The sequence below is a fragment of the Halalkalibacillus sediminis genome (assembly GCF_002844535.1).
GTDB classification, from domain to species: domain Bacteria; phylum Bacillota; class Bacilli; order Bacillales; family Alkalibacillaceae; genus Halalkalibacillus_A; species Halalkalibacillus_A sediminis.
On the sequence record NZ_PJNH01000004.1, the window covers coordinates 63,958 to 88,953 of the forward strand.

A 24,996-nucleotide genomic window follows, 5' to 3' on the forward strand; every position below is an offset into this window, starting at 1 on the left:
AAGATGAGAAAGTGGTTACTTTTTGTTGTGATCATCAGTTTAGTGGCATTGATTGCTTGTAGTGATGATACAGCTACTGAAGATGAAGTGGAAGAACCAGAAGAGGAAACTGAAGAGACAGAAGAGGCGGAAGAAACAGATGAAACTTCCGATGAAACTGAGACTGAAGAAGAGCCCCAAGAACCAGAGTTCACTTATCCATTGACTGGTGAAGAAGCTGAGCAGGAAGTGACGAATCGAGCGATTGCGGTTCAAATCAATAATCACTCGAAAGCACGCCCGCAAACGGGATTGATTCATGCTGACATGGTTTATGAATTTCTGGCAGAGGGACCAATCACTCGTTTAGTCGGTATCTTTCACAGTACCATTCCTGAAATGGTAGGGCCGGTACGTAGTGCTAGGTATTATTATATGGATACGGCTAAAGCACATGATGCGATTTATGTGTATCATGGTGCTGCGAATTTTATTGAAGAAGATTTGAGAAATGGCTATGTCGATAATTTGAACGGCATGTATTATGATAACGACCAATTTCTGTTCAAACGTGAATCGTTCCGTCAAGCACCTCATAATTCATACACATTTTTAGAAAATGTATATGATATGGCGAGTCGGAACAACATCGAGACGGAGAGAGAGTACGAATCATATGGCTTTTACAATGAATCCGAATTAGGTTCCATTTCAGGGGACACGGCAAACCGTGTGAATGTCAGATATTTCTCTGAGGAACAGGTGACTTATGAATATGATGAAAATGAAGGTGCTTACACCAGATATTCAGATGGTCAAATGTCGCGTGATTTAAATACCGAAGAGCCTATTCAAGTTGAAAATATTCTGATCTTCGAGACAGGTCATCAAGTGATTGATGATGTGGGTCGAAGAGAGGTTGATTTAACATCGGGCGGAAACGGGTATTTGATTCAACAGGGAGTGGTTAAAGAAGTGGAATGGCGTAATGTTGACGGATTGATGAAACCATTTACAGATGGAACTGAAGCAAAACTAGTACCGGGACAAACATGGATTAACGTTATTCCGGGATCACCAGGATTGACTGAATCCGTAACGATAGAGGAATAAGGAGGCATACCTATGCAAATTGATAAACTAAGAGGTCGCGAGCTGGACCAATTGTTCGATGCCATTTTATCTTTAAAAGATCGAGAAGAATGCTACCGATTCTTTGATGACGTGGCGACGATGAATGAGATACAAGCTTTAGCGCAACGTTTAGATGTTGCACGTATGTTGACGCAAGGCCATACGTATCAACGGATTGAAAATGAGACCAGCGCATCTACCGCGACGATTTCCAGAGTGAAGCGTTGCCTGAATTATGGGAACGACGCGTACGAGCTAGTGTTAGATCGTGTTTCTGAAAAAAATAAAGAAGAATAAAAAAGAGCCTGGTAGATTATTCTCAATTTACCAGGCTCTAATTTTTTAATAATCTTAAGCCGTTCAATATGACCAAGATCGTGCTCCCCTCGTGCCCAATGACACCTAGGGGCAACGTTAGTTGTTGCATAAAGTTCGTCACAATCAAGATAAGGATGACAGCGACGGAAAATATCAAGTTCTGCTTGATGATACGGTTTAGTTTTCGTGATAGCTTGAACGTAGAAGCGATGTTCTTAAGCTGATTGTTAGTTAGTACGAGATCTGCTGTTTCGATGGCCACGTCTGTTCCGGATCCCATTGCGATACCGATATGCGCTTTAGCAATTGCTGGGGCATCATTCACCCCATCCCCGACCATAGCAACAACATCATACTTCTTAGTCAGTTTCTCAACTTCGGAAACCTTTTGCTCAGGCAGACATTCAGACACCCACTCTGATAATCCGGCTTCTTTACTAATCGTTTGTGCTGTCTGTTCATTATCTCCTGTAATCATGATCGTTTTGACGCCTTTTTTATTCAATTCAGCAATCAAAGCTTTCGCTTCAGGTCTGATTTGGTCTTTTACCGCAATCAAACCGACAATATCTCCGTTATACCCGACATACATTACGGTTTTTCCTTCGTTTTGTAATACTTTTCTCTTCGCATCAATTTTCTCAGGTATAATGTCAGTTTCGCCCATTTTTTTCATAAGACCTAAATTACCTATATACCATTCGTGTTGGTTGATGACTGCTTTGACCCCATGGCCTGTAACATCTTGAGTATGTGTAATCGTCTGTTGTCCACTGATGGATCGGGTTTCACCGTAATTGACAATCGCTTGGGCGAGAGGGTGACTGGACTGTTTTTCGACCGTTACCAAATGATCCAGGATATCCTCTTCCTGATGCCCTTCAGTTACTATAAAATCAGTGACTACAGGTTTTCCTTTAGTAATCGTTCCAGTTTTGTCGAATGCGACTGCTTTCGCTTTGGCAAATTGTTCGAGATGAATGCCACCTTTAACTAATACCCCGCGTTTAGCGCTCGCACTAATACCAGAGAGCAATGCAGGCATGATCGAAGCGACAACTGCACAAGGTGAAGCTACTACTAACAGTACCATTGCACGGTAGAAGGTCTGTTCAAAATCAGTTCCAAAAATAAAGGGAGGGATCGTCAGCATTAGTGCTACTACGATCAGCACGGTCATTACGTATGGGCCCTCTATCTTTTCAATCAATTGTTGACTAGGTGGACGGCTACTTTTCGCCTCTTGAACAAGGCGAATCATCTTTTGAAATAACGAATCTTGGTTATCCTTCTTGACTTCGACGATAATCGAACCATTGCCATTCATTGTCCCATTGAACACTTCATCACCCGCTGCTTTGTCCACGGGTAGTGATTCTCCTGTTATGGCAGATTCATCAATGGCGCTGGTTCCGTTTCGTACAATGCCATCCGCTGGAACTCGTTCTCCGTTCTTAATAAGAATTCGGTCACCTATTCTCAATTCGTCTACAGGAATGGTCATTAAAGATCCATCCTCGTTGTATCTGTGAGCTTCCTCTGGGGCTAATTGAATCAACTTAGAAAGGTCGCGTTCACTTTTTTGAAGCGAATAGGTTTCCAGGGCTCCACTTAACGAAAAAATGAAAATCAATATGGCCCCTTCATGAAAATAACCGATCGATGCTGCGCCTAAGGCAGCAATAATCATTAGGATTTCTACGTTCAGTGAACGGTTTTGGACTAAATCCAACAACCCTTCTTTAGCTTTGGAGTAGCCTGCAATTCCGTATGATAAAAGATAAAGGACTAAGGTTACAAAAGTAGCTTCATTCCTGTCGGCAATAAACGCGAACAGTAAAAACAAGCCCCCAATGATCGAAAAAATAATCTCACGGTGCGTCTGGAATTTATGTAATAGCCCAACTCGGGACTGTGTGGCTGCAATCGAGTTCATATGTGACCCTCCGAAAGATTGGTTAATTAATAGTATTGTAGCATTGTTCATGTTAGTAGTAATTTCTAATGCTTGATGAATGAGGTATATAATAGTTGATAGAAATACATAAAATGAGCCGGTATCCGTTAAAAAACGATGAACCACTACCAGGATGGTAATCGAGACTTATGGTTATGAAGTTTCTGTTAGGAAAGGAACCGCGACATTTAGCCAATTTGATGGGGAATACTTTTATATCTTGAGCTCCTATACTCGAGAAGGTAAAGATGGTTGGGCAGCAGTTGAAAAATGAAATCTTTGAAGAGTGGGAATTCAAAAAGAACGGAGAGGCATTAGAGGAAGCTGGAAAGGAATAATAGTTTGTGAAGGATTTTTATCCGTAACTAATCAAGCGTTTTAGAATGAAAATAGCGATATTTACGCTAAAATTGGAAAATAATAGGTATTTATCCGTAACTATTTTCGATTTATCCGTAACTATTGCTCTCGAAATTACTCGTATAAGGAGAACCGGACGTCTAAAGTACGTCCGGTTCATTTATTTTATTGCGTCACTTTTTAAAAATTCAATCGTTCTACTACATATAGTTACTCAATATAAACATATAAGCTAGGCTGAATAGTGTGATCGAACCGATGAATGTAAGTGACGAATAGATCCAAAACCTTTTCATCTCGCCTTTATGTAGCAGTTGAAAGGCTTCGACGCTGAAAGTAGAAAAGGTTGTGAATGCACCGAAGAATCCTATATTTATAAGCAGATACCAAGGGTTATCTCCACCTTCGTTTGGGGAGTTCATCACGCCATACATGCCGAGAAATATTCCAAGTCCTGCTGCACCGATCAAGTTCACAATGAGCATTGCTTTAGGGATTCCGGGCTGTTTGGTTCGAGCCATTATTCTTTTCCCTAATTCATAACGTAGGATTGCACCGACTGCGCCCCCGAGTACGATTAATAGAAAGTTCATTATTTAGCCTCCATTACTTTAAGTGTTGCAAGATACCCTATTGCTGCTGAGGCGATACCACCGATAAAGGATAAGGCGACGTAACCGATGAAAAGAAATGCATAATCAGGTGTCATAAGCGTGAATGAATCTGCTGCGAACGTGGACATGGTCGTGAGTCCGCCGCAGAAACCGACACCTACGAATACTTTGAATGTTTCATCTGGTGATTTCGTATTCGAGTATGCGGTGAAAGCACCTAAAATCAAGCTGCCAATCACGTTGACAAGCAATGTCCCTAAAGGGAAGACATCTAATATCGTCAGGGGGTGGGCAAGATAGCGAAGATAAGTTCCGATCATGCCACCAGCTGCGACCGCTAGCCATAGGACAATCAATTTTTTCAATAGTTACGCCTCCTTTCATGCTCTGTTATGTAAAAAACAACTGACCGGATCAACGGCCAGTTGTGGTTGAATTTAGTAGTTTACTTTTTCTTGTAAGAAGTCTTTTAAATCAGCAATCGGCATACGAGTTTGTTCCATCGTGTCACGATCACGCACGGTTACTTGGCCGTCTTCTTTAGAATCGAAGTCATACGTGATACAGAAAGGTGTTCCGATTTCATCATGACGACGGTAACGTTTACCGATGGATCCAGAATCATCGTAGTCGACCATGAAGTTTTTCGCAAGGTCTTGGAAAATTTCTTGTGCTTCCTCAGATAATTTTTTGGAAAGAGGAAGTACTGCTGCCTTGAATGGTGCAACTGCTGGGTGGAAATGCATCACTGTTCGGCTTGTTCCATCTTCAAGTTCTTCTTCATCGTAAGCATCCGTTAGGAAAGATAATGCTAAACGATCCGCCCCGAGTGCTGGTTCGATAACGTATGGCAGATAGCGTTCGTTCGTTTGCGGATCGATATATTCAAGGTTTTCACCTGAATGTTCTGCGTGCTGAGTCAAGTCGTAATCCGTACGGGATGCTAAGCCCCAAAGTTCACCCCAACCGAAAGGGAACTGATATTCAAGGTCCGTAGTTGCGTTACTGTAATGAGATAGCTCTTCGGAGTCATGGACACGACGGCGGATACGTTCTGGATTTAGTCCGAGGTTCGTGAGCCAGTTGTGACAGAAATCAAGCCAGTAGTCGAACCATTCGAGCTCGTCTCCTGGTTTACAGAAAAATTCCATCTCCATTTGTTCGAATTCGCGCGTACGGAAAATGAAGTTACCTGGAGTAATCTCGTTACGGAAACTCTTACCGATTTGTGCAATACCGAATGGTACTTTTTTACGCATCGAACGCTGTACATTTTTGAAGTTGACGAAAATACCTTGAGCCGTTTCCGGACGCATGAAAATTTCGTCAGATGAATCATCTGTTACCCCTTGATAAGTTTTGAACATCAAGTTGAACTGACGGATTTCTGTGAAGTTGTCAGAACCACAAGTTGGACACGTGATGTTTTCTTCCTTGACGATTTTTTCAAGCTCATCGAATGGAAGGCCATCTACGACCTTTTCTTCACCTTTTGATTCGTAATAGTTTTCGATCAAGTGGTCAGCACGGTGACGAGATTTACAGTCTTTACAATCGATCATCGGGTCGTTGAAATTACCTAAGTGACCAGATGCTTCCCATGTCTTAGGATTCATCAAGATCGATGCGTCCAGGCCGACATTATATGGGGATTCTTGTACGAATTTTTTCCACCATGCATCTTTTAAATTTTTCTTCAGTTCGACACCGAGTGGACCATAATCCCACGTGTTCGCAAGTCCTCCGTAAATTTCAGACCCTTGGAAAACGAAGCCGCGATGTTTACAGTGATTAACGATATTCTCCATTTGTTTAGCCATTTATTTTTTCCTCCTTAGTAATTGGAATCGGTAGCCTCTGCTTGGGCAGAGGCTTTTTATACACAAAAAACTCCCGCCCATGGGCCAGTGATAGCCCAGGGACGAGAGTTATATTCCCGCGGTTCCACCCTGATTGGTACTTGTCAGTCAGAAAGTACCCTCTTTCAGTCGCTCACACTCCAGATTGCCGTTTCACTGCTCCTTGTTCCAGGCTCACACTATCCCTGAATCGCTTGTTACAGAGGGTTCAGCTACTATTGATCCTTCGTCGTGTATTTGCTTTTGTAAATTGTAGCATAACCAACTTCGATTCTCAATATTTTGGTGCGGGTTGGGAATGTAATTGCGTCACTTTTTAGCTAAAAGTATACGAAAAATGGGTTAAAAAGTCATTATATTCTAAATTTTAGGATAGATTACGCCACTTTTCTTCATAATTGCGCCACTTTTGGCTGAAATGATGATTTCGTACGACGGATCATAATTTATCCGTAGTTATTTTGTGTTTATCCGTAATTATTCCCTTCAATCTTTTGTGAAAAAAACATCCTTCTTCCCAATGAAAGTTCTACCTTAAATCTGATATAATAAATAGCGCATAGTTAGATTTTGGAGGCGTTTGTGTGATTGAAGATTATCGAATGTGGCGACACATTTTTAAACTAGACCCTAATAAAAAAATAACAGATGAAAATCTTGAGCAAATCTGCGAATCAGGTACGGATGCTGTCATTGTCGGAGGGACAGATGGTGTGACTCTCGACGATGTGTTAGATTTGCTTGCGAGAATCAGAAGATATACTGTTCCTTGTATTATGGAAGTGTCGAACCTCGAATCGATCACTCCAGGATTTGATTTTTATTTTATTCCAATGGTATTGAATAGTACCGATAAAAAATGGATGCTCGATCTACATCATCAAGCGGTGAAGGAGTATGGCGATTTCATCGAATGGGAAGAGTTGATGGCGGAAGGGTATATCATGCTCAATCCAGATTCGAAGGCGTATCAGCAGACAGACGCCAAAGCAACGACTGAGGAAGATGTCATTGCTTACGCTCAAGTTGCTGAACATCTTTTTAATTTACCGTTCGTCTATTTAGAATATAGCGGTACATATGGAGATCCAGCGTTGGTTGAGAAGGTAAATCAAACGCTTGATCAATCGATGCTCATCTATGGCGGGGGTATCGAATCGAAAGAACAGGCAAAAGAAATGGCCGAACGATCAGACATCGTCGTCGTTGGGGATGTCATTTATGAAGATATAAATAAGGCACTTAGAACCGTGCACGCGGTGAAAGTCCAGGCTAGTCGGGACGCGAATTCAAACGAAGGTGGTTTATAAATGAGTTTGACGATGAAAGAGATATTACAATCAATGAATGATCCACAAAAAAAAGCGGTTCAGCATACGGAAGGCCCTTTATTGATCATGGCGGGAGCAGGTAGTGGAAAAACACGCGTATTGACTCACCGGATCGCCTATCTTTTAGCTGAAAAGGGGGTACAACCTTACAACATTTTAGCGATTACCTTTACGAACAAGGCCGCTAAAGAGATGAAGTCACGTGTCGAGACATTAGTCGGTGAAGACGCGAAGAGTATTGTCATGTCAACGTTCCACTCACTTTGTGTGCGTATATTACGTCGTGATGGAGACCGGATCGGCATCAATCGTAACTTCGGGATATATGATGCAAGTGACCAGAAACAGGTCATCAAAGAAGCACTTCGTATCAACAATCTCGACTCGAAGCAGTTTGATCCTCGCGCAGTCGGCTTTGCGATCGGCCAGGCGAAGAACCAATTGATCACTCCTGGAGTGATGAAGCATCAAGCGGGTAATTATTACGAAGAAAAAATTGCGGAACTATACGAAACATATGAAAAATTACTACGTAAAAATCAAGCGCTCGACTTCGATAGCTTGATTATGGAGACATACTTTTTATTCGAACGGGTGCCGGAAGTGCTGAAGTATTATCAGAATCGATTCCAGTACATACATGTCGATGAGTATCAGGATACGAACAAAGCCCAGTACCAGCTAGTAAAATTGCTTGCGGATCGATTCAAAAATTTATGCGTTGTCGGTGACTCGGACCAGTCGATCTATAAATGGCGCGGGGCAGACATTTATAACATCCTTTCATTTGAAGAAGACTATCCGAACGCACGAGTAATCTTACTCGAACAAAATTACCGTTCGACTAAAACGATTTTACAGGCTGCCAACGATGTCATTGAACGTAATTCATCGCGCAAGCCGAAGAATCTTTGGACGGACAACCCTGATGGTACGAAGCTTAAAGTGTTCGAAGCGATGGATGAGCGTCAAGAAGCGCGTTATATTGTCGACCAAATTCAGGATATGACAAAAGAAAAAGATTTATCTTATCAGGATTTCGCAATTCTTTACCGGACCAATGCGCAGTCGCGTGCGATGGAGGACGTGCTCGTAAAATCAAACATTCCTTATCAGATGGTTGGCGGCACGAAGTTCTATGACAGAAAAGAAATCAAAGATTTACTCGCATACTTACAACTGATTGTGAATCCGAATGACGACATCGCATTCCAACGTGTTGTTAATGTGCCGAAACGCGGAATCGGGAAAACGACGATCGAAAAATTACAGATGCACGCTGAAATGAACGATTTATCTTTATATGATGCTGTGCTAGAAGCGGACTTCATGCCGATCAGTAAAAAAGCATCGAACCAGCTTAATCTTTTCAGAGGGATGATTGAAGATTGGAAGAAACAACAGGAATTCCTCGGAGTGACTGAGCTTGTTCAGGAAGTGCTGAAACATTCTGGGTATGAAGAAGAGTTGATGCGGGACCGCTCGATCGAATCGCAAAGTCGAATGGAGAACTTGGAAGAGTTCAAAACCGTTACGCAACAATTTGAAAAAGCGAGCGAAGATAAGTCATTGCTTGCGTTCTTGACTGATTTAGCTCTGATTTCTGACCTTGATCAGACGGATGAAAACGATACAGATAAAGTCACGTTGATGACGTTGCACTCGGCGAAAGGACTTGAGTTTCCTATCGTCTTCTTGATCGGTATGGAGGAGAATCTATTCCCACACAGTAGATCATTGATGGATGAAGAGGAAATGGAAGAGGAGCGCCGTCTAGCTTACGTGGGAATCACGCGTGCTGAGCAGCAACTCTTTTTGACACTTGCATCGTCACGTACGATTTTCGGCCGCTCGCAGTACAACCAGAAGAGTCGTTTCCTAGATGAACTGCCAGTGGATCTCGTTGAACGTGAAGGGGAAGTCTTCGGTGGAGGATCTTCAGGAAGTTCTTCTGGAAGTTTTGGGGGGCAATCAGATTCCTTCTCGAAAGCGTTGAATGACCTTTCATCTAAAGGTGGGGCTACAGAAAAACCTCAGCCGAAACGAAAAGCGAAGACGATGAAAGAGAAACCTTCGACTCCACAAGAGTGGAGTGTCGGCGATAAAGTCTCCCATAAGAAGTGGGGAGAAGGAACAGTCGTCAAAGTGGAAGGTGCAGCGGATGATATGGAACTGGACATCGCATTCCCATCACCTGTTGGCATCAAAAGAGTACTCGCACAATTTGCACCGATCAATAAATCGAATGGATGAGGTGGCAAACAATGAATCAAAAGGAAGCAGCATCAGCGATTGAAGAACTTCGCGATGAGCTGAATCAATACAATTATGAATACCATGTGGAAGATGCGCCAACCGTATCTGACCAATATTATGATCAAAAAATGCAGGAATTGATTAAATTAGAAGATGAATTTCCTGAATTAGTCACAGAGGACTCCCCTACTCAACGTGTCGGAGGGGCTCCTCTAGACAAATTCGTCAAAGTCGACCACACCGTACCGATGCTCAGTCTTGGAAACGCATTTGGTGAACAAGATCTGCGCGATTTCGACCGACGGATCCGTGACCGTGTAGGTGGAAATTTTCGGTACGTTTGTGAGTTGAAAATTGACGGATTGGCCGTATCACTAAGGTACGAAAATGGTCGTTTCGTACGCGGAGCGACTCGTGGAGATGGTAAAACGGGTGAAGACATTACCCAAAACTTGAGAACTGTCAAAAGCATTCCCCTTAAAATCAAAGAAGAAGAAACGATTGAAGTCCGCGGGGAAGTTTTCATGCCACAGAAATCTTTCATCGCATTGAACGAACGTCGTGAAAAAGAGGGGCAAGAACTCTTTGCGAACCCGAGGAATGCTGCAGCTGGTTCGTTGCGCCAACTCGATCCGAAAATCGCAGCAAGCAGGAATCTGGATATCTTTTTATACAGTGTGGGTGAATGGGAAGCTTCATCTACAAGCTCACATAGTGAAAGATTGCAGTACCTTCGTGAACTGGGTTTCAAAACGAATCAGGAGACGCAAACGTTCGATTCGATTGAAGACGTGATTAACTATACAGAGGAATGGACGATGAAGCGGAGTGACCTTCCGTATGAAATCGACGGAGTGGTCATCAAAGTAGACTCGATTGAGCTTCAGGAACAGCTTGGTTTCACCGCGAAAAGTCCACGCTGGGCGATTGCATACAAATTCCCTGCAGAAGAAGCGATTACGACGATTCGTGATATCGAGTTGAGTGTCGGCCGGACAGGTGCGATTACACCTACTGCAATCCTTGATCCGGTTCAAGTAGCTGGTACTACAGTGCAACGCGCGTCATTACACAATGAAGACCTAATCATTGAAAAAGATATCCGTATTAACGATACGGTCGTGATCAAGAAAGCTGGAGATATCATCCCAGAAGTTGTCCGTTCAGTGAAAGATGAGCGTACTGGAGATGAAAAGGAATTCCGCATGCCAGAGCATTGTCCTGAGTGTGGAAGTCGTTTAGAGAAAATCGATGGCGAAGTCGCTTGGCGCTGTATGAACCCCAACTGTCCAGCTCAACTGAAAGAAGGACTGATTCATTTTGTTTCGCGGAATGCCATGAACATCGATGGTCTTGGTGAAAAAGTGATTGAGCAGCTATTCGATCATGAACTGATCCATGACATGGCTGATCTTTATAAATTAGAAAAAGATGAACTACTAGAACTCGAACGTATGGGTGAAAAATCAGTCACCAATCTACTTGAAGCGATTGAAGCATCGAAAGAAAATTCACTCGAGCGATTATTGTTCGGGCTCGGGGTCCGTTATGTCGGCAATAAAGCAGCAGATACATTATCAGCTCATTTTAAGACGATGGAAAAATTGCAGCATGCAACAGTAGATGAACTTGTAGCGATCGATGAAATCGGTGAGAAAATGGCCGACTCTATCCACGCATATTTTCAAAAAGAGCAAGTAGTCGAACTGATTGAAGAATTACGTTCATTAGGGTTGAATATGGAATACTTACATGAGGTCCAAGAGGCTTCAGAAGATTCACCTTTTTATGGAAAAACGGTCGTATTGACTGGGAAGCTCGAACAGTACTCCCGACCTGAAGCGAAGGAAAAGATTGAAGCAGCAGGTGGAAAGGTGACAGGAAGTGTAAGTGCAAAGACAGACTTACTAGTTGCAGGTGAAGATGCAGGATCGAAGCTTGAAAAAGCGAAAGAATTAGAAGTCGAAGTATGGAATGAGCAGCAAATGATCGATGCATTTGATGCATAAGGAGTGCCTACAATGAGAAAGTTTACAATTATATTTATCTTGACTGGGTTTGCTCTAGCAGGGTGCGCGCCAGATTATGAACAAGAAGATGAAGTTATCCAAGAGACGGACGAAACGATGGACGAACAGCGATTCATCGTTCCTAATAATAATTTATCTGAAGATAACTATAGTACGATCCTCCCTTATCAGCCAAGTGCGGCTCGTGGTGTCATCACTAATCAGGTTGCTAATCGGTATGATATCGACGAACTTGAGCAAGGGCTGATCCGACAGTCGAAAGATTACTTTGATACAGAGGAATATCTTTTCCAAGAAGGTCAATATATTTCTGGAGATGAAGCCTTGAATTGGATCGAGTCAAATACATTGAGTGATGAACAACTACAAGAGTATTTGGTAGAGCCGAACCCTGATGTAACAATGGAGGCTCTTCGTGAAGGGGAAGAAGCGGGTGTATGGAAGCCCCGTATTCTCTCTCACATCCTTGAACAGAACTATCTCGTTCGAGCTGAGGAGAGCCGGGTGGAACTGGCGGGAGTTTCGATTGGTATTGCGGTCAAATCACAGTTCACCTACCAAACTGAAATAGGTGGACCGACTTATTATGGTGATATCCCAGAAGAGTATATTTTAGAGCATGGTAAAGAGATTGCTGATGATATATTAAAGAAAGTCCGTAATAAAGAGGCGTTACAAGAGGTGCCAGTAGTTATTGCTCTTTATAAAGAGAATGAGCGCGGAGCCATCAAGCCTGGTAACTTCATGCAGAAAACATACGTCGAACCCCTTGATATGACAACGAATGAATGGGAGTCGGTCAACGAACAATATGTTCTTTTCCCGTCCAACCAGGCAGAGGAAGAATATTACGAACATGCTGAAATGATGCAGGACTTCACGAACGGTGTCTCAGATTATTTCCCTAACTATATCGGTGTAGTGGGCAATGGTTTTTATATTGATGATGAACTTCAAGAGCTTTCAATCAATATCCCTATCGAATTCCAGGGAAAACAGGAAGTCGTCGGTTTCACACAACATATATATGGATTGATTCAAGAACACTTCCCGAACTATTTTGACGTTGAAGTGACTGTCGAATCTCCGACGAAGCAGGAGAGTGTCATCACGAAAGATGCAGGGGATGAAGAGCCATTTGTCCATATTTACCAATAACAATATGAATTTTGTTTGAATAACGATTATCTATCATATAGAATATAAAATGGAAGCGCTATAGTAGGCGCAGAAATCGTAAAGAGGAGGCTTTAATTCATGGTACAACCATATCGTCATGAACCATTTACAGATTTTTCGGTAAAAGAAAATGCTAAAGCACTTGAAGACGCACTGAAGCAGGTGGAGAAAGAACTTGGACAAGACTATCCACTGATCATCGGTGGCGAAAGAATTTATACAGACGACAAAATCGTATCTTACAACCCAGCTAAAAAAGACGAGGTTGTTGGAAGCGTATCTAAAGCTGATACAGAATTAGCAGAAAAAGCTTTGAATGTAGCTAACGAAACATTTGAATGGTGGAGAAAGTCTCGCCCAGAAATGCGCGCAGATATCCTCTTCCGTGCGGCAGCGATCATCCGTCGCCGTAAGCATGAATTCAATGCATGGATTATCAAAGAAGGCGGAAAGCCATGGAAAGAAGCTGACGCTGATATCGCAGAAGGAATCGACTTCTTAGAATATTATGGTCGTCAAATGCTTGAAATCAACGAAGGCGTGAAAATCAACAGCCGTACGATCGAACATAACCGTTTCGAATACATTCCATTAGGTGCAGGCCTAGTCGTTTCACCTTGGAACTTCCTATTCGCAATCATGTGTGGTACAGCTGTATCTCCAATGGTTACTGGTAACACAGTACTATTGAAGCCAGCTAGTGCAACACCAGTTATTGCGTACAAATTGATGGAAGTACTTGAAGAAGCGGGTATGCCAAGTGGAGTAATCAACTACATCCCTGGTAGCGGTAAAGAAGTAGGGGATTACGTTGTTAATCATCCAAAAACACGTTTCATCAGCTTCACAGGTTCTCGTGATGTTGGTACTGGTATTTTCGAAAAAGCAGGAAAAGTACAAGAAGGTCAAAAGTGGTTGAAGCGCACAGTTATTGAAATGGGTGGTAAAGATACCATCGTTGTCGATAACGAAGCTGACTTAGAGCTTGCGGCTCAATCGATCGTACAATCTGCATTCGGTTTCCAAGGACAAAAATGTTCTGCATGTTCTCGTGCCGTAATCCACAAGGACGTATACGACGAAGTTCTTGAGCGTGCGGTTGAACTAACAAAAGATCTATCAGTGGGTAACACTTCTGATAAAAACTATTATATGGGTCCTGTTGTTGACCAAGGTGCTTATGACAAGATCATGGGTTACATCGAAACAGGTAAGAAAGAAGGTAAACTTGTCCAAGGTGGTGATGGAGACACTTCTAAAGGTTACTTCATCAACCCGACAATCTTTGCTGACGTTGACCCGAAAGCAACAATCATGCAAGAAGAGATCTTCGGACCAGTCGTTGCATTCACTAAAGCAAACGACTTCAGTGAAGCGATTGACATTGCAAACAACACTGACTATGGTCTAACTGGTGCAGTTATCTCTAATAACCGTAACCACTTAGAAATCGCTCGTGAAGACTTCCACGTTGGTAACTTATACTTCAACCGTGGCTGTACTGCAGCGATTGTTGGATACCACCCATTCGGCGGATTCAACATGTCAGGTACAGACTCAAAAGCAGGTGGCCCAGACTACCTTTACAACTTCCTACAAGGAAAAACAATTTCAGAAACATTCTAATGAATGGAATGATGAGAGAACCTCAGCTTCGGCTGAGGTTCTTTTTTTTATATTTAGTAATTTATGGGGCGAAATTTCAGGGAACGAGAGCGGAATTTCAGGAAATGGGAGCGGAATTTCATCGAAAGAGCGAGAATTCACGGGCAAACCCAGAAAGTCACGGGAAAGGAGCGAGAATTCACGGGTAAAACCAGAAAGTCACGGGGAAGGAGCGAGAATTCACGGGCAAACCCAGAAAGTCACGGGGAAGGAGCGAGAATTCATAGGAATAAGTTTATCCTTAGGATTGTTATAGTATGTAGGAGTCCACCCAATAATCCATTTTCAAAAAAATGATTTATGGATATTTATGTTAAAATTATATAAAGCAATTTTAGATAAAGGGGGGATTTCGAAATGAACAGGTTTTTTTATGGATTGTATGCATTCTTATTAGGGGTAATTTCCTTAGTGACTGGGGAAATAGTAACCTTCGTCCTGCTTGGTTTCATTCTAATGACACTTCATAGCATACATAGCACATTGAAAGAAATTTTGGAAGTGAACAAGAGGGGAAAGGAGCAAGAACAATAAGCTCTCTCCCCTCTAGTACAACTTCTCTCGACGATCATCAAAAATAGGGATACGCTTCCGCACTTCTTCGACTAACTCTAGATTGATTTCAGCATTTAAAATCTGTTCGCGATCGTCAGCTTCTGCGACTATCTCTCCCCAAGGGTCGATTACGATCGAATGTCCACCGAAATCATTTTTAGGATCACTTCCTACACGGTTACAAGCAACTACATAGCATTGGTTTTCGATTGCACGAGCAATCAACAATGTTCGCCAATGATCGATGCGTGGCGCTGGCCATTCGGCAACGACATATAAAACTTGAGCTCCGTCCATCACATGTGCTCTAACCCACTCTGGAAAACGAATGTCATAGCAGATCAAGCCAGCACTTGGTATGTTGTTTAAAGTGAAAGGACCACGTTCTTGGCCTTCAACCAAATATTTTTCTTCTTCCATCAGGCGAAATAGGTGAACCTTACTATATTCACCTAGCTTTTTACCCGTAGAATCATGTGCATACATAGTATTCGTGAATCCTCGCTCACTAGACTTAGCGACAGAACCGCCAACTAAATTGACTTCATACCTTTTCGCAAGGTCAGATAAAAAATTCTGAGAGTCCTTGCCATCAGCATCCGCAACTTCATCTAGTCGCTTCAAATCGTAACCAGTATTCCACATTTCAGGTAACACGACTGTATCGGCTGACTTATCTAGTTCAGCAAAGTATTGTTCAATCGACCGCTTATTTTTCTCTGGTTCACCGAAAGCTATATCCATTTGAATCAGTGCAAGTTTCATTTGATCACCTCATTAAAATCAATTAGCCTTTTTTACTTTCTATCGTAACATCCACATAAGTATAAAATTCTTCCTCACGAATCTCATCAGTCAACGCAGCGGGGATCCGTTTGCTGAACATTGGCCCATCAACAACCAACGTGTGGAACTCTCCATATTCACCACAAGGATCCACATCCTTAGGCAAAGCTTTAACAAATTCGTGAGTCATCATTTTCCCTAAAAAATACTGAGGCACTCTCTTCGGGTCGATCGTTGTAATGATCGTTTCATAACCTAGCTCGATAAACTCGTGCATCAGGTCTGCAGTCGACTCGCCCCAAATAGGAAAAATAGCTTCACAAGAGGTGCTCTCCAAATTCTTTTCGCGATATTCTCGTATATCTTCTAAGAAAATGTCCCCGAACATTACATGGGTCACACCATCTGCTTCAGCTTCTTGCATGATTTGAGCCATTTCTTTTTCATAAAATTCATTAGAAGGTTGCTTAGGCAATTGGACTTTCCTAAGGGGGAATCCTAGCGATTCAGCTTGCAAATCTAGTATTTCCTCTCGAACGCCGTGGATGGAAGTCCTATTGTATGCTTCATTCACAGTGGTCAAAAGACTATCAATAACGACTTCTTCTTCCTGACTCAGGCGGTGTAAAGCAAGCATCGAATCCTTACCACCGCTGAACGAAACCATCACCCGTTTCATGTGAAAACCTACCCTTCATTCAACTCTTGTTTAATGTCATCATACCAATCTTCACTCACCTCGTCATGGAATTCGTCGATGAATCGGTGGAGATTTGCCATAATAGAACCTTGGTCAGGCAGGTTCTCTAAGATTTCTTTTTGGGTAAGAATTTTACCACCTTTGATCACCCAATGAATCTCTTTTGTATGACGAATGTCTTCTAAAGGATTTTTATCTAAAATCACCAAATCCGCTATCTTACCAGCGCGAATATCACCTAGATCACTCAAGCCAATTGATTCAGAAGCAATTGAAGTTGCTGCGCGCAAAGCTTCAATTTCAGTGAATCCACTTCTAACAAAAAGCTCTAACTCACGGTGGAGCGCAAGACCTGGCCATGAATATATCCCGGCCGGAGTATCTGTTCCTGCAACGACCACTCCTCCCATTTCTTTATAAACTCGTGCAATTGTGCGGTTCATTTTACTTTGGATGCCTAACCTTTTTAGGGCTTTCTCATGTTGAGAAATTGCCTTCCACTGAGCCATCAGCTGCTCTTCTTTTTCAATTTCGCTTGTTAAGAAATCATCCGCTTTCCACACATTTCGTTGCCTATCCATTTGATCAAAAAGCACCATCGTGGGGCACAATTTCACCCCATGATCCAACCACACCTGGCATACTTCTCTGATTTTTTCTTCATCAGGTACATCGAACGGGACATTCTCCCAAACAGAATCATCCGCTCCCATCGTCCATTCTGAATACATCGCTTGAATCACTCCCGAGGCGTGTTCATTCCATGTAACACCTATTCGTGCCGCCTCCACTGCGTTAACATCACTAGAATGAATCAAGTCACAGCTGACTTCCAAGCCTAATTTGTTAGCTTCATCAACAACTTGATTCATCACATGGCTTGGTAACAGTCCGTATACTTTAATCAGGTTTGCACCAGCTTCAGCTTGTCGGCGCACTTCTTTTCGAGCGATTTCAGGATCTGTTGTGTTCATATTCCAAGGACTTGTTGCTCCCCATAATCCAGGTGGCCCGTCAATCATTCGATCAGCAGAATAAACCCTTGGGGTCGGAGCCTCAGTTGGAGCATTAATTAAACCTTTCAACTCGCATACATTCCCTCCCGTATTCCTCACAGTGGTCACCCCAGCCGCCAGAAAATAAGGAGCGTGCCCATCCTTAATATGAACATGCATATCGATCAGCCCCGGAATAACATACTTTCCTTTAAAATCAACAACATGAGGAAACTCAAAATCAGGATTGTGAAGCTCTACTATCCGACCTCCTTCTACTTCTATGGAGGCTTCCACAAAATTTTCATTCTCTAAATCTAATACCTTCGCATTTTTTATTAAATAATGATTATTCATTAATACCACCCTCCCAATTACTAGATTAATAAAAACGGAGAAGCGGACGATATAATTCTCATATAGTGGAATCGGTAATCAAAAAGGGGGCATGTGAACGGTGAAAACGTACGGAGAGACATTCCGAAAAATCCGTAAACAAAAGGGATATACCATGAAACAGGTAGCGGAGGGTGCAGTTTCGGTTTCTTTTTTATCAAAATTCGAGCGAGGAGAATCAGACATTTCCATCCAACACCTCGTGCCATTGTTAGAAAAGATGTTCATCACCATTGAAGAATTCATGCATATTTATCGTAATAGAGAACATGCTTCATCCATTACGATTTTTGAACGGGCTTCGGACGCCTTTCATTCACGAGATCTCAAACAACTTCATCGATTAATAGAAGAGCAACTAGTTCTATACCATAAAAGTCAGTTAGCTCCATATCGCTGCAACGTCGTGATGCTTGAGACTTTTGAAAGGATTATTAAAGCTGAATATATTGATGAAAAAGATGACGGCCACCAAATTCTTTTAAACTACCTTTTTGATGTAGAGGTCTGGAATCGTTATGAGCTGAATTTATATCGTTCAACGATGCTTGTTATGTCAGAAGCAACTGTAATCAACATGACGAAGATAGCAGTAGAAAAAAGCTATTCAGATGATAAGCGTCTTATTCTTAGCATAATAATGAACACATTGATACATCTATTAGGGCCAGTGAACAAGATTAATTGTGAATTTAACGAACAAGCATTTCAACACTTCTTTAAAATAGCTGAAGCACACTGTGAAGAAACATATCTTTATGAGAAAAATAATATCTTACAATTAAAAGGAATTTATCTTATAAAAAAAGGAAATTTGTCAGAAGGTATCGAAATGGTAACAAGTGGTATTGAACTTTTAAAAAAATACGGATTTAACAAAGAAGCTGAGAAAATGGAACATTATCTAGAATTGATGATTCAAAATATAGACTGAAATAAGCTAAGGCATTGATGGAAGAGGGATTGCGTGCATAGATGTAATTACTGTGATAGAAAATTCAAATGGATTGAGATCGTATTAGAAAGCAACAAAGGGCAACCAAATGAAATTCGTTGTAAAAACTGCGGAATGTTGTATAAAACAACAGAAGAGACGAAGAAACTAGAGGTATCCCTACTTGCCCTACCTGTATTTTTAATCATAGCCATTTCCGTTGAAGTTAATTGGGCCCTGAGTTTAATGATCTTTCTGCTGATGTTTTTAATGACTTTAGTCAGACCTTTCTTCGCAAAGTATGAATTTGCCGAAGAAGACGGAAAGAGCAAAAATAAATTTGGTAAAGTATTCGGTTCAATAGTAGCAATAGCTGCTTTGGGATTTATCATATGGAGTATTATTCCGAAACATGTTTCTGGTACTTACGATGGGCCTATCGAGGGAGAGGGTGTCGAAACTAATGAAAATTTTCATGTCGAGATCGATGGTACAATAACATTTAATATTTTTACATTTAACCAAAGGTTTGAAGGAGATTTAGAAATCGAAGGAATTAACTTGCCTATATCTACTAAAAATTCAACTGCAGTCATAGAATTCGACTCAAACAAAGTTGGGGATTTTTATTATAAATATCAGGAAAAAGGTGAAGAAAAAGAATATGAATTTGGCACAGCTCATGCTGATTTTGGTCTTGGATTTGGCTTAAAAGATCTGACTTTATTCCATGCAGACACAAAGACCGTCTATAGGGCTCCTGCAAATCATTCTTTTGATAATAGATTATTTTATTGGATACCATTTAAGTCTACTATTGAAGTGATAGAATTTTATTGAAAAATTGAGATGTAAAAGGTGATGTCATGCAAAGCTGCCCAAAATGCGAAAAGAAATTCAAATGGCATGAACTATTTTTGCAGAGTTGGAGAGGTAATAAGCGTTGTAAGAATTGTGATACTTTGCTTCAAGAGTCAGGGAAGTCAAGATGGGTATTGATTTTATTATTCTTTGTCTTTTCAATTATACTATTGTTCTTTTCAGTAATGGTATATATGAACTTTGGTGTTGTTATATGGGGTTTAATAATTCTAGGGTTTATATTCGGGATTTTTTCTCCTTTTTTCGTAAATTATGAAGTGGCTGAAGAGCAAGGGAATAGTAGAATGCAAAAAATCATTGGGGTTATTTCTCTGACAGTATCCCTCGGTTATTGCGTGTGGTTGGTCTACCCTAAAGATATTACAGCTAATTATGATGGAGCTGTTTGGGGAGACGACCTTTATAGTAATGAAACTTTTGAGATAATAGTCGACGGTACAGTATCAACTAACTTACTGACGTTCAAGAAAACTTTTGAAGGAAAGTTGGAAATTGAAGGTTTCGACTTACCTACTTCCACCAACGGTCACCATGCTGTAGTTGAATATCATGCTCATAAGGAAAATGATTTTTACTATATATATGAGGAAAATGGTGCGGAGAAAGTATATAACTTTGGCTTTGCTCTTTCTGAATTTAATGATGATGGCTTTGTATTGTTTCATAAAGAAGAAGACCTTTACTACGGTGCACCTGCGACCAACTCTGCTGAAGTAAGGAATATTATGGATGACATTTTGTTTGATCGGTAACTGTATAAAAAGAAGGGGAAAGTTATGAAGAAATTGTTCATCATTCTAGGAGTGTTAGGTGTTATCGTCTTCACAGCACTCGCATGGTACCTCTATCCAAAAGATGTTTCAAAACAGGTAACTGCTTTCGAATATACGGCCGGTTCTAATCAGCCTGAAGTTGATAAGGAAATCGAAGTTCTAATAGAAGGGACGTTAAGGAAAAAACTATTTGATGGACCTACTTTCAATGGATTCATTGGAATTGAAGGGATTAAGATACCTGGTGGAAAAAAGGATCAGAAAATGACTATATCATTTTCTGAAGATGGAACAGGCATCCTTACATATGGCTTTTATGAAAATAACAAACCAAAGACTCATTCTATAGGAAGGATTATTATGGAAGGAGACTTTGATATATTTACAATCTTGATGGGGAATTGGAATTATAATTCAGGGGAGAGTATCGCAGCTCCTGCAGGTAATCGTGAAGAAGCAAAAAAGGTTACCGAGAAACTAGTAAATAAAGTGTGGGAGTGAAATTAGAATTTTTCAATTAAGTGAAACCAATGGGGTATGTTCGAGCGTACAACAGAATAAGAAGGTTATAAAGAATGAAGATGAATCTGAAAAATCTATTATATGGGGCATCGGCTGAGTAAGGGACCGATGCGTTCCAATTTTTTTTTTGAAATATTGATTAAACCAATTTAAACAGTTAGGAAGAACACAATGACAAGATGTATTAGTTGCGGTCAACGTTTGCCGTTTTTTCAAATGCTGAGGTACGGTGGTTATCAAATTGCCGTAACCTGCAGGTCCTGTGGGGAAAAGCACGAATTAACATTTGAATCAAAATTCTTAGGTATTTCGGTGAATATAGGAATGGTTATTATTTTCATGACACTTATGAACAACATACCTTACCCTGGAATAGCCATTTATGGAATGCTTCTTGCATTGTTTTTATTTAACACGATTTTTCCGATATTCGCGGGTTTTGATGGCTCCGATAAACCGAGTAATGCTAATAAGTGGGTGAAGATATCTGCATCGCTTTCATTATTAGGTGCATTGTACGTTGGTTGGAACTTTTTAGCTCCTGTTGAACTTAAAGAAACCTATGAAGCTTCAGTTGATGGAAGTGATATTGATCAGGTGCAAGCAGATAACGTCGAGATTATGTTTGATGGTCGTGTGACGACGAACTGGTTAACATTTAACCGTACATATGAAGGGAAAATCGTTATCGAAGGATTCCCTTATGAGTTCGAGGTGGAAAAAGCCACTGCTGTTATTGAATTTGGTTTTGAAGAGAGACCAGAATTTTATTACGAGTATGAGGAAAATGCAGAAATAGTAGAAGATTATTTCGGCAGTGTCTATGCTAATAATAATTATGATCGAATTAGCTTTAATCTTAAAAAGTTGGATGTTTATTATAACGCTACTAGAGAAGGTTAGAGTTGATTCTTTGGGGAGAAGGCTATGAAGATATGTGAAGAATGTAATAATCGAATATCTATTAAACAATACTTCCGCAGAGGTAAGAATAACAATCTACTAGTTTGTGAAGAGTGCGGAACAAGATATGAAATGATAGGGAAGTACAGTGTAATAGAGGGGACTATAGGAGTTGCTCTCACAGTTACTTTAACTATTCTTCTTAATATTAATATGGTTTATCTGGGATTAGCTGTAATATTACTTGCAGTTCTAACTGGATTTTATCATATGATTTTTCCGATCTTCTCTAAATACCGTAAAACCTTGGCTTCATCTACACCAAGTCGTAATAGAAGACGAATAAGTTACTTCATTTCTGCTGCAGTGTTTTTAGGTTTGGCTTGGTTTTTTTACCCCAAAACGATAGACGAAACCATGGAGGGTTCTGCGTTTGGACCTGCTGTACACCAAATGGGAGACACGAACGTCTCAATTGAATTCGACGGTAAAATAACTACCAATCCTTTAACTTTAAATGAAAGGTATGAAGGGAAGCTTATCATAGAAGATTATGACTACGATTTTGATCCATACGAAGCGGAAGCAAAGATCATTCAAAATAATGAAGGTACAAAAGAACTTATCTATACTTTTGAGGAAAACGGAACAGCCAAAAAGGAAGCTATAGCAATCGTATACAAGAATTTTTGGAACACTAAATTCATTTTTATTCCAATAGATGAGGACCGGGATATTCGGTATGGTGCACCAGCGAACTCCCCATCTGAAGCGAATGAAATTTTGCACGATATTTTGTTTTAAAGTTATTTATGGAGGTATTTGATGCTAAATCAACAAGGTTTCGATTTATGGGCGGATAATTACGACAAAACTGTCCAGGTCAGTGAACAAAACAACGAATATCCATTTGCGGGATACAAAGAAATTCTAAATAGAATTTATAACGAAGTGATGCAGAAAGAGAACGCGTCTGTCCTTGATATCGGCTTGGGCACCGGGGTTTTAGCGAGTAGGTTATACGAGAATGGACACTCGATTGATGGCATCGATTTTTCGAAAAAAATGCTCCGAATCTCTCAAGAAAAGATGCCGAAAGCCAACCTTTATCAATGGGATATTGCTGAAGGCGCGCCACCGGAGATTTCACAAAAGAAGTTCGATTTCATTGCTAGTACTTATACACTGCATCATCTAGATGACAAAGAAAAAGTATCGTTTATCAAAAAGGTAAGACCTTTGTTAAAAGAAGACGGGAAAATTTTGATTGGTGATATCGCTTTTGGTACGCGTGAACAATTAGAAGAATGTAGACAAGAAAACATTCACCAATGGGACGATGACGAATACTATTTCGTGGCCGATGAATTTAAAGTTGGAGTAAGAGGTAAGTTCCATAAATTCTCTCATTGTGGTGGGATATTTGAGATAGAAAAGAAATAGTATAGTATCTTTTGTTTATCTAAAATCAATCTAAAGTGAGGGATAAAATGATTATACTAGAAATTATAGTATCTATTGTCGGTGGAGGGTTATTCGGTTTCATTACCGGAATTATACTGGGAAGTTTCATCCAAACTGGTGATGAACTAGCACTTCACGCAGTTTATTACGGAGCTATAATAGGACTTATAATACTGTTGATTTGGAAGGTGAACAATTTAACTCAGGGGGGAAACCATGAGCAGAAATAATATCCTTTTCTCCATTTTCATAGTTAGTGGAATGATTGTTTTACTTTACTTAATGAATGACACATTCAGGATAGTAAGATTTACCCTCAGTGAGTATGAAAGTCCTTATTTTGTGCTTTTTAGAATGAGTTTGTGGGGTTTTTTATTTGGAATACTAATCGAATGGAAAGGTCTAAAGAATTTAATTCTTGGATCATTTCATATAAACTGGTTGCTTATACCGGCGTTATTACTTACAACCTTAGGATTTATCCCTATCATAAAATGGTTTTCATGGTTTGGAGTTGGTAATCCGTTTTATATAGAGGCACTTTCCCTACCAGAAGTAAATCTGGCAATAACCATTCTCTCGGGTGTACTTTTAATAAGAGGTTTGACCAATAATTAACTTTTTGTATTTTGATTTTATATTTATATGTTGAAAAAGGGGGGTAGCAATGGAGAAGATAAATAGATTAGCACCCTTAGATGCTGCACACAAGATTATCAATAATCGTTATCCAGCCAGTGAAGCTGCTTTATTAGCAGGAAGTGTGGTTCGAGCTGAAGCGACAGAAACTTCTGACCTTGATATTGTAATATTTGATAAGGCACTCACTTCTTCTTATAGAGAATCATTCATTGAGCTAGATTGGAAGGTAGAAGTATTTGTCCATAGCTTAACTTCTTATAGAGAATTTTTTCAAAGTGATTATGAAAGGGCTAGACCTTCACTGCCACGAATGGTTGCGGAAGGTATTGTTCTGAAAGATAACGGGATAATTGACTCTATCAAAGAGGAAGCGAACCATTTATTGTCAGAAGGTCCGGAAGAATGGCCAACTGAAACTATTGATATAAAGAGATACTTCATTACAGATGCACTTGATGATTTTATCGGTTGTACTAATAGAGCGGAAGAGATTTTTATTGCTAATACTCTTGCCGAACTTGTCAGCGAATTCGTATTAAGAACAAATAGAAGGTGGATGGGTGCTTCGAAGTGGGTGGTACGTTCATTGAAGGATTATGATGAAGAATTTGCTGATCGGTTTGTTGAAGCTCTTGATATGTTTTATAAATATTGTGAGAAAGACGGTATCGTAAAGCTCGTTGATGATATTCTTGAGTCTTACGGAGGACGGTTATTTGAAGGTTTTTCTTTAGGTAAGAATTAGAGGGCTCTATATTTGGC

General features: G+C 40.6%; 25 protein-coding genes and 1 pseudogene. 19 read left to right on the plus strand and 7 right to left on the minus strand.

All coding sequences use genetic code 11. From position 1 onward, the window contains the following. Positions 1-3: 3 nt before the first annotated feature. Positions 4-1,092 carry a DUF3048 domain-containing protein gene (locus CEY16_RS12760; RefSeq protein ID WP_101332434.1) on the plus strand — a complete coding sequence of 363 codons (1,089 nt, stop codon included), beginning with the start codon at positions 4-6 and terminating at the stop codon, positions 1,090-1,092. Positions 1,093-1,104: 12 nt separating this feature from the next. Then, positions 1,105-1,410 (plus strand): YerC/YecD family TrpR-related protein, encoded by a 306-nt coding sequence (locus tag CEY16_RS12765; protein WP_101332435.1) that lies wholly within the window; start codon positions 1,105-1,107, stop codon positions 1,408-1,410. Positions 1,411-1,447: 37 nt separating this feature from the next. Here the strand turns inward: CEY16_RS12765 and CEY16_RS12770 are convergent, their stop codons facing one another. From CEY16_RS12770 to CEY16_RS12785, 4 genes are all read right to left on the minus strand, one after another. Then, positions 1,448-3,367, minus strand: a complete 1,920-nt coding sequence (locus tag CEY16_RS12770) for a heavy metal translocating P-type ATPase (RefSeq protein ID WP_238378852.1) — start codon at positions 3,365-3,367, stop codon at positions 1,448-1,450. Positions 3,368-3,948: 581 nt separating this feature from the next. Then, on the minus strand, positions 3,949-4,341 hold the full coding sequence (gene crcB, locus CEY16_RS12775) for a fluoride efflux transporter CrcB (RefSeq protein WP_101332437.1): 393 nt from the start codon (positions 4,339-4,341) through the stop codon (positions 3,949-3,951). After that, positions 4,341-4,727 carry a fluoride efflux transporter FluC gene (locus CEY16_RS12780; RefSeq protein ID WP_101332438.1) on the minus strand — a complete coding sequence of 129 codons (387 nt, stop codon included), beginning with the start codon at positions 4,725-4,727 and terminating at the stop codon, positions 4,341-4,343. Before CEY16_RS12780 ends, crcB begins: the two co-directional genes overlap by 1 nt. Before the next feature lie 72 nt (positions 4,728-4,799). Further along, positions 4,800-6,182: a glycine--tRNA ligase gene (locus tag CEY16_RS12785; protein ID WP_101332439.1), complete on the minus strand. Its 1,383-nt coding sequence runs from the start codon at positions 6,180-6,182 to the stop codon at positions 4,800-4,802. 626 nt (positions 6,183-6,808) lie between these two features. Here CEY16_RS12785 and pcrB point away from each other — a divergent pair. The 6 genes from pcrB to CEY16_RS15345 all read left to right on the plus strand — a co-directional run bounded on the left by pcrB (position 6,809) and on the right by CEY16_RS15345 (position 15,216). Next, a complete protein-coding gene (gene pcrB, locus CEY16_RS12790; RefSeq protein ID WP_101332731.1) occupies positions 6,809-7,531 on the plus strand; it encodes a heptaprenylglyceryl phosphate synthase in 723 nt (240 codons plus the stop codon). Beyond that, a complete protein-coding gene (gene pcrA / locus CEY16_RS12795) occupies positions 7,532-9,805 on the plus strand; it encodes a DNA helicase PcrA (RefSeq protein WP_101332440.1) in 2,274 nt (757 codons plus the stop codon). Between the two features lie 11 nt (positions 9,806-9,816). Continuing rightward, complete coding sequence (ligA, locus tag CEY16_RS12800; RefSeq protein ID WP_101332441.1) at positions 9,817-11,817, plus strand: NAD-dependent DNA ligase LigA; 2,001 nt, start codon at positions 9,817-9,819, stop codon at positions 11,815-11,817. Positions 11,818-11,829: 12 nt separating this feature from the next. Beyond that, entirely contained in the window at positions 11,830-12,996 is a 1,167-nt protein-coding gene (locus tag CEY16_RS12805; protein ID WP_101332442.1) for a CamS family sex pheromone protein, read from the plus strand. Positions 12,997-13,095: 99 nt separating this feature from the next. Then, on the plus strand, positions 13,096-14,643 hold the full coding sequence (pruA, locus tag CEY16_RS12810; RefSeq protein WP_101332443.1) for an L-glutamate gamma-semialdehyde dehydrogenase: 1,548 nt from the start codon (positions 13,096-13,098) through the stop codon (positions 14,641-14,643). Between the two features lie 396 nt (positions 14,644-15,039). Beyond that, the gene (locus CEY16_RS15345; protein WP_202908637.1) at positions 15,040-15,216 is read left to right on the plus strand and encodes a hypothetical protein; all 177 of its coding nucleotides are present in this window, start codon (positions 15,040-15,042) and stop codon (positions 15,214-15,216) included. Between the two features lie 12 nt (positions 15,217-15,228). On the opposite strand, the gene CEY16_RS12820 is transcribed toward CEY16_RS15345, so the two are convergent. The 3 genes from CEY16_RS12820 to CEY16_RS12830 are packed head-to-tail and all read right to left on the minus strand — an operon-like array spanning position 15,229 to position 18,075. Further along, positions 15,229-16,002 (minus strand): carbon-nitrogen family hydrolase, encoded by a 774-nt coding sequence (locus tag CEY16_RS12820; RefSeq protein WP_101332445.1) that lies wholly within the window; start codon positions 16,000-16,002, stop codon positions 15,229-15,231. A 22-nt stretch (positions 16,003-16,024) separates the two neighbouring features. Then, positions 16,025-16,702 (minus strand): Dph6-related ATP pyrophosphatase, encoded by a 678-nt coding sequence (locus CEY16_RS12825; RefSeq protein WP_101332446.1) that lies wholly within the window; start codon positions 16,700-16,702, stop codon positions 16,025-16,027. An 8-nt stretch (positions 16,703-16,710) separates the two neighbouring features. Next, complete coding sequence (locus tag CEY16_RS12830) at positions 16,711-18,075, minus strand: amidohydrolase family protein (RefSeq protein WP_101332447.1); 1,365 nt, start codon at positions 18,073-18,075, stop codon at positions 16,711-16,713. Between the two features lie 100 nt (positions 18,076-18,175). On the opposite strand from CEY16_RS12830, the gene CEY16_RS12835 reads away from it, so the two are divergent. The 11 genes and pseudogenes from CEY16_RS12835 (at position 18,176) to CEY16_RS12880 (ending at position 24,979) form a co-directional block, all read left to right on the plus strand. Then, positions 18,176-19,048 (plus strand): helix-turn-helix domain-containing protein, encoded by an 873-nt coding sequence (locus tag CEY16_RS12835; RefSeq protein WP_101332448.1) that lies wholly within the window; start codon positions 18,176-18,178, stop codon positions 19,046-19,048. Between the two features lie 33 nt (positions 19,049-19,081). Further along, complete coding sequence (locus CEY16_RS12840; RefSeq protein WP_101332449.1) at positions 19,082-19,888, plus strand: TIGR04104 family putative zinc finger protein; 807 nt, start codon at positions 19,082-19,084, stop codon at positions 19,886-19,888. 26 nt (positions 19,889-19,914) lie between these two features. Then, positions 19,915-20,175, plus strand: a pseudogene (locus tag CEY16_RS15615) (TIGR04104 family putative zinc finger protein); the annotation flags it as partial. A gap of 39 nt (positions 20,176-20,214) precedes the next feature. After that, positions 20,215-20,682 carry a hypothetical protein gene (locus CEY16_RS15460; protein ID WP_238378853.1) on the plus strand — a complete coding sequence of 156 codons (468 nt, stop codon included), beginning with the start codon at positions 20,215-20,217 and terminating at the stop codon, positions 20,680-20,682. Between the two features lie 24 nt (positions 20,683-20,706). Next, positions 20,707-21,204, plus strand: coding sequence for a hypothetical protein (locus CEY16_RS12850; RefSeq protein ID WP_101332451.1), 498 nt, complete (start codon positions 20,707-20,709; stop codon positions 21,202-21,204). Between the two features lie 192 nt (positions 21,205-21,396). Beyond that, positions 21,397-22,128 (plus strand): hypothetical protein, encoded by a 732-nt coding sequence (locus CEY16_RS12855; RefSeq protein ID WP_101332452.1) that lies wholly within the window; start codon positions 21,397-21,399, stop codon positions 22,126-22,128. A 24-nt stretch (positions 22,129-22,152) separates the two neighbouring features. Beyond that, positions 22,153-22,932 carry a hypothetical protein gene (locus CEY16_RS12860; RefSeq protein WP_101332453.1) on the plus strand — a complete coding sequence of 260 codons (780 nt, stop codon included), beginning with the start codon at positions 22,153-22,155 and terminating at the stop codon, positions 22,930-22,932. 21 nt (positions 22,933-22,953) lie between these two features. Further along, positions 22,954-23,571 (plus strand): class I SAM-dependent methyltransferase, encoded by a 618-nt coding sequence (locus tag CEY16_RS12865; protein WP_202908638.1) that lies wholly within the window; start codon positions 22,954-22,956, stop codon positions 23,569-23,571. A 47-nt stretch (positions 23,572-23,618) separates the two neighbouring features. Further along, complete coding sequence (locus CEY16_RS12870) at positions 23,619-23,822, plus strand: hypothetical protein (protein ID WP_101332455.1); 204 nt, start codon at positions 23,619-23,621, stop codon at positions 23,820-23,822. Beyond that, complete coding sequence (locus CEY16_RS12875; RefSeq protein WP_101332456.1) at positions 23,809-24,210, plus strand: hypothetical protein; 402 nt, start codon at positions 23,809-23,811, stop codon at positions 24,208-24,210. The genes CEY16_RS12870 and CEY16_RS12875 overlap by 14 nt, the downstream gene beginning before the upstream one ends. 49 nt (positions 24,211-24,259) lie before the next feature. Then, positions 24,260-24,979 (plus strand): nucleotidyltransferase domain-containing protein, encoded by a 720-nt coding sequence (locus CEY16_RS12880; RefSeq protein ID WP_101332457.1) that lies wholly within the window; start codon positions 24,260-24,262, stop codon positions 24,977-24,979. Positions 24,980-24,996: the final 17 nt, after the last annotated feature.

Coding starts and splice junctions, on each gene's coding strand:
- CEY16_RS12765 (WP_101332435.1), top strand. CDS start 1,105: ATGCAAATTGATAAACTAAGAGGTCGCGAGCTGGACCAATTGTTCGAT.
- CEY16_RS12860 (WP_101332453.1), top strand. CDS start 22,153: ATGAAGATATGTGAAGAATGTAATAATCGAATATCTATTAAACAATAC.
- CEY16_RS12870 (WP_101332455.1), top strand. CDS start 23,619: ATGATTATACTAGAAATTATAGTATCTATTGTCGGTGGAGGGTTATTC.
- CEY16_RS12770 (WP_238378852.1), bottom strand. CDS start 3,367: ATGAACTCGATTGCAGCCACACAGTCCCGAGTTGGGCTATTACATAAA.
- CEY16_RS12805 (WP_101332442.1), top strand. CDS start 11,830: ATGAGAAAGTTTACAATTATATTTATCTTGACTGGGTTTGCTCTAGCA.
- CEY16_RS12875 (WP_101332456.1), top strand. CDS start 23,809: ATGAGCAGAAATAATATCCTTTTCTCCATTTTCATAGTTAGTGGAATG.
- CEY16_RS12850 (WP_101332451.1), top strand. CDS start 20,707: ATGAAGAAATTGTTCATCATTCTAGGAGTGTTAGGTGTTATCGTCTTC.
- CEY16_RS12785 (WP_101332439.1), bottom strand. CDS start 6,182: ATGGCTAAACAAATGGAGAATATCGTTAATCACTGTAAACATCGCGGC.
- pruA (WP_101332443.1), top strand. CDS start 13,096: ATGGTACAACCATATCGTCATGAACCATTTACAGATTTTTCGGTAAAA.
- CEY16_RS12820 (WP_101332445.1), bottom strand. CDS start 16,002: ATGAAACTTGCACTGATTCAAATGGATATAGCTTTCGGTGAACCAGAG.
- pcrA (WP_101332440.1), top strand. CDS start 7,532: ATGAGTTTGACGATGAAAGAGATATTACAATCAATGAATGATCCACAA.
- CEY16_RS12830 (WP_101332447.1), bottom strand. CDS start 18,075: ATGAATAATCATTATTTAATAAAAAATGCGAAGGTATTAGATTTAGAG.
- CEY16_RS12880 (WP_101332457.1), top strand. CDS start 24,260: ATGGAGAAGATAAATAGATTAGCACCCTTAGATGCTGCACACAAGATT.
- ligA (WP_101332441.1), top strand. CDS start 9,817: ATGAATCAAAAGGAAGCAGCATCAGCGATTGAAGAACTTCGCGATGAG.
- CEY16_RS12855 (WP_101332452.1), top strand. CDS start 21,397: ATGACAAGATGTATTAGTTGCGGTCAACGTTTGCCGTTTTTTCAAATG.
- CEY16_RS12865 (WP_202908638.1), top strand. CDS start 22,954: ATGCTAAATCAACAAGGTTTCGATTTATGGGCGGATAATTACGACAAA.
- CEY16_RS15345 (WP_202908637.1), top strand. CDS start 15,040: ATGAACAGGTTTTTTTATGGATTGTATGCATTCTTATTAGGGGTAATT.
- CEY16_RS12760 (WP_101332434.1), top strand. CDS start 4: ATGAGAAAGTGGTTACTTTTTGTTGTGATCATCAGTTTAGTGGCATTG.
- CEY16_RS15460 (WP_238378853.1), top strand. CDS start 20,215: ATGCAAAAAATCATTGGGGTTATTTCTCTGACAGTATCCCTCGGTTAT.
- CEY16_RS12825 (WP_101332446.1), bottom strand. CDS start 16,702: ATGAAACGGGTGATGGTTTCGTTCAGCGGTGGTAAGGATTCGATGCTT.
- crcB (WP_101332437.1), bottom strand. CDS start 4,341: ATGAACTTTCTATTAATCGTACTCGGGGGCGCAGTCGGTGCAATCCTA.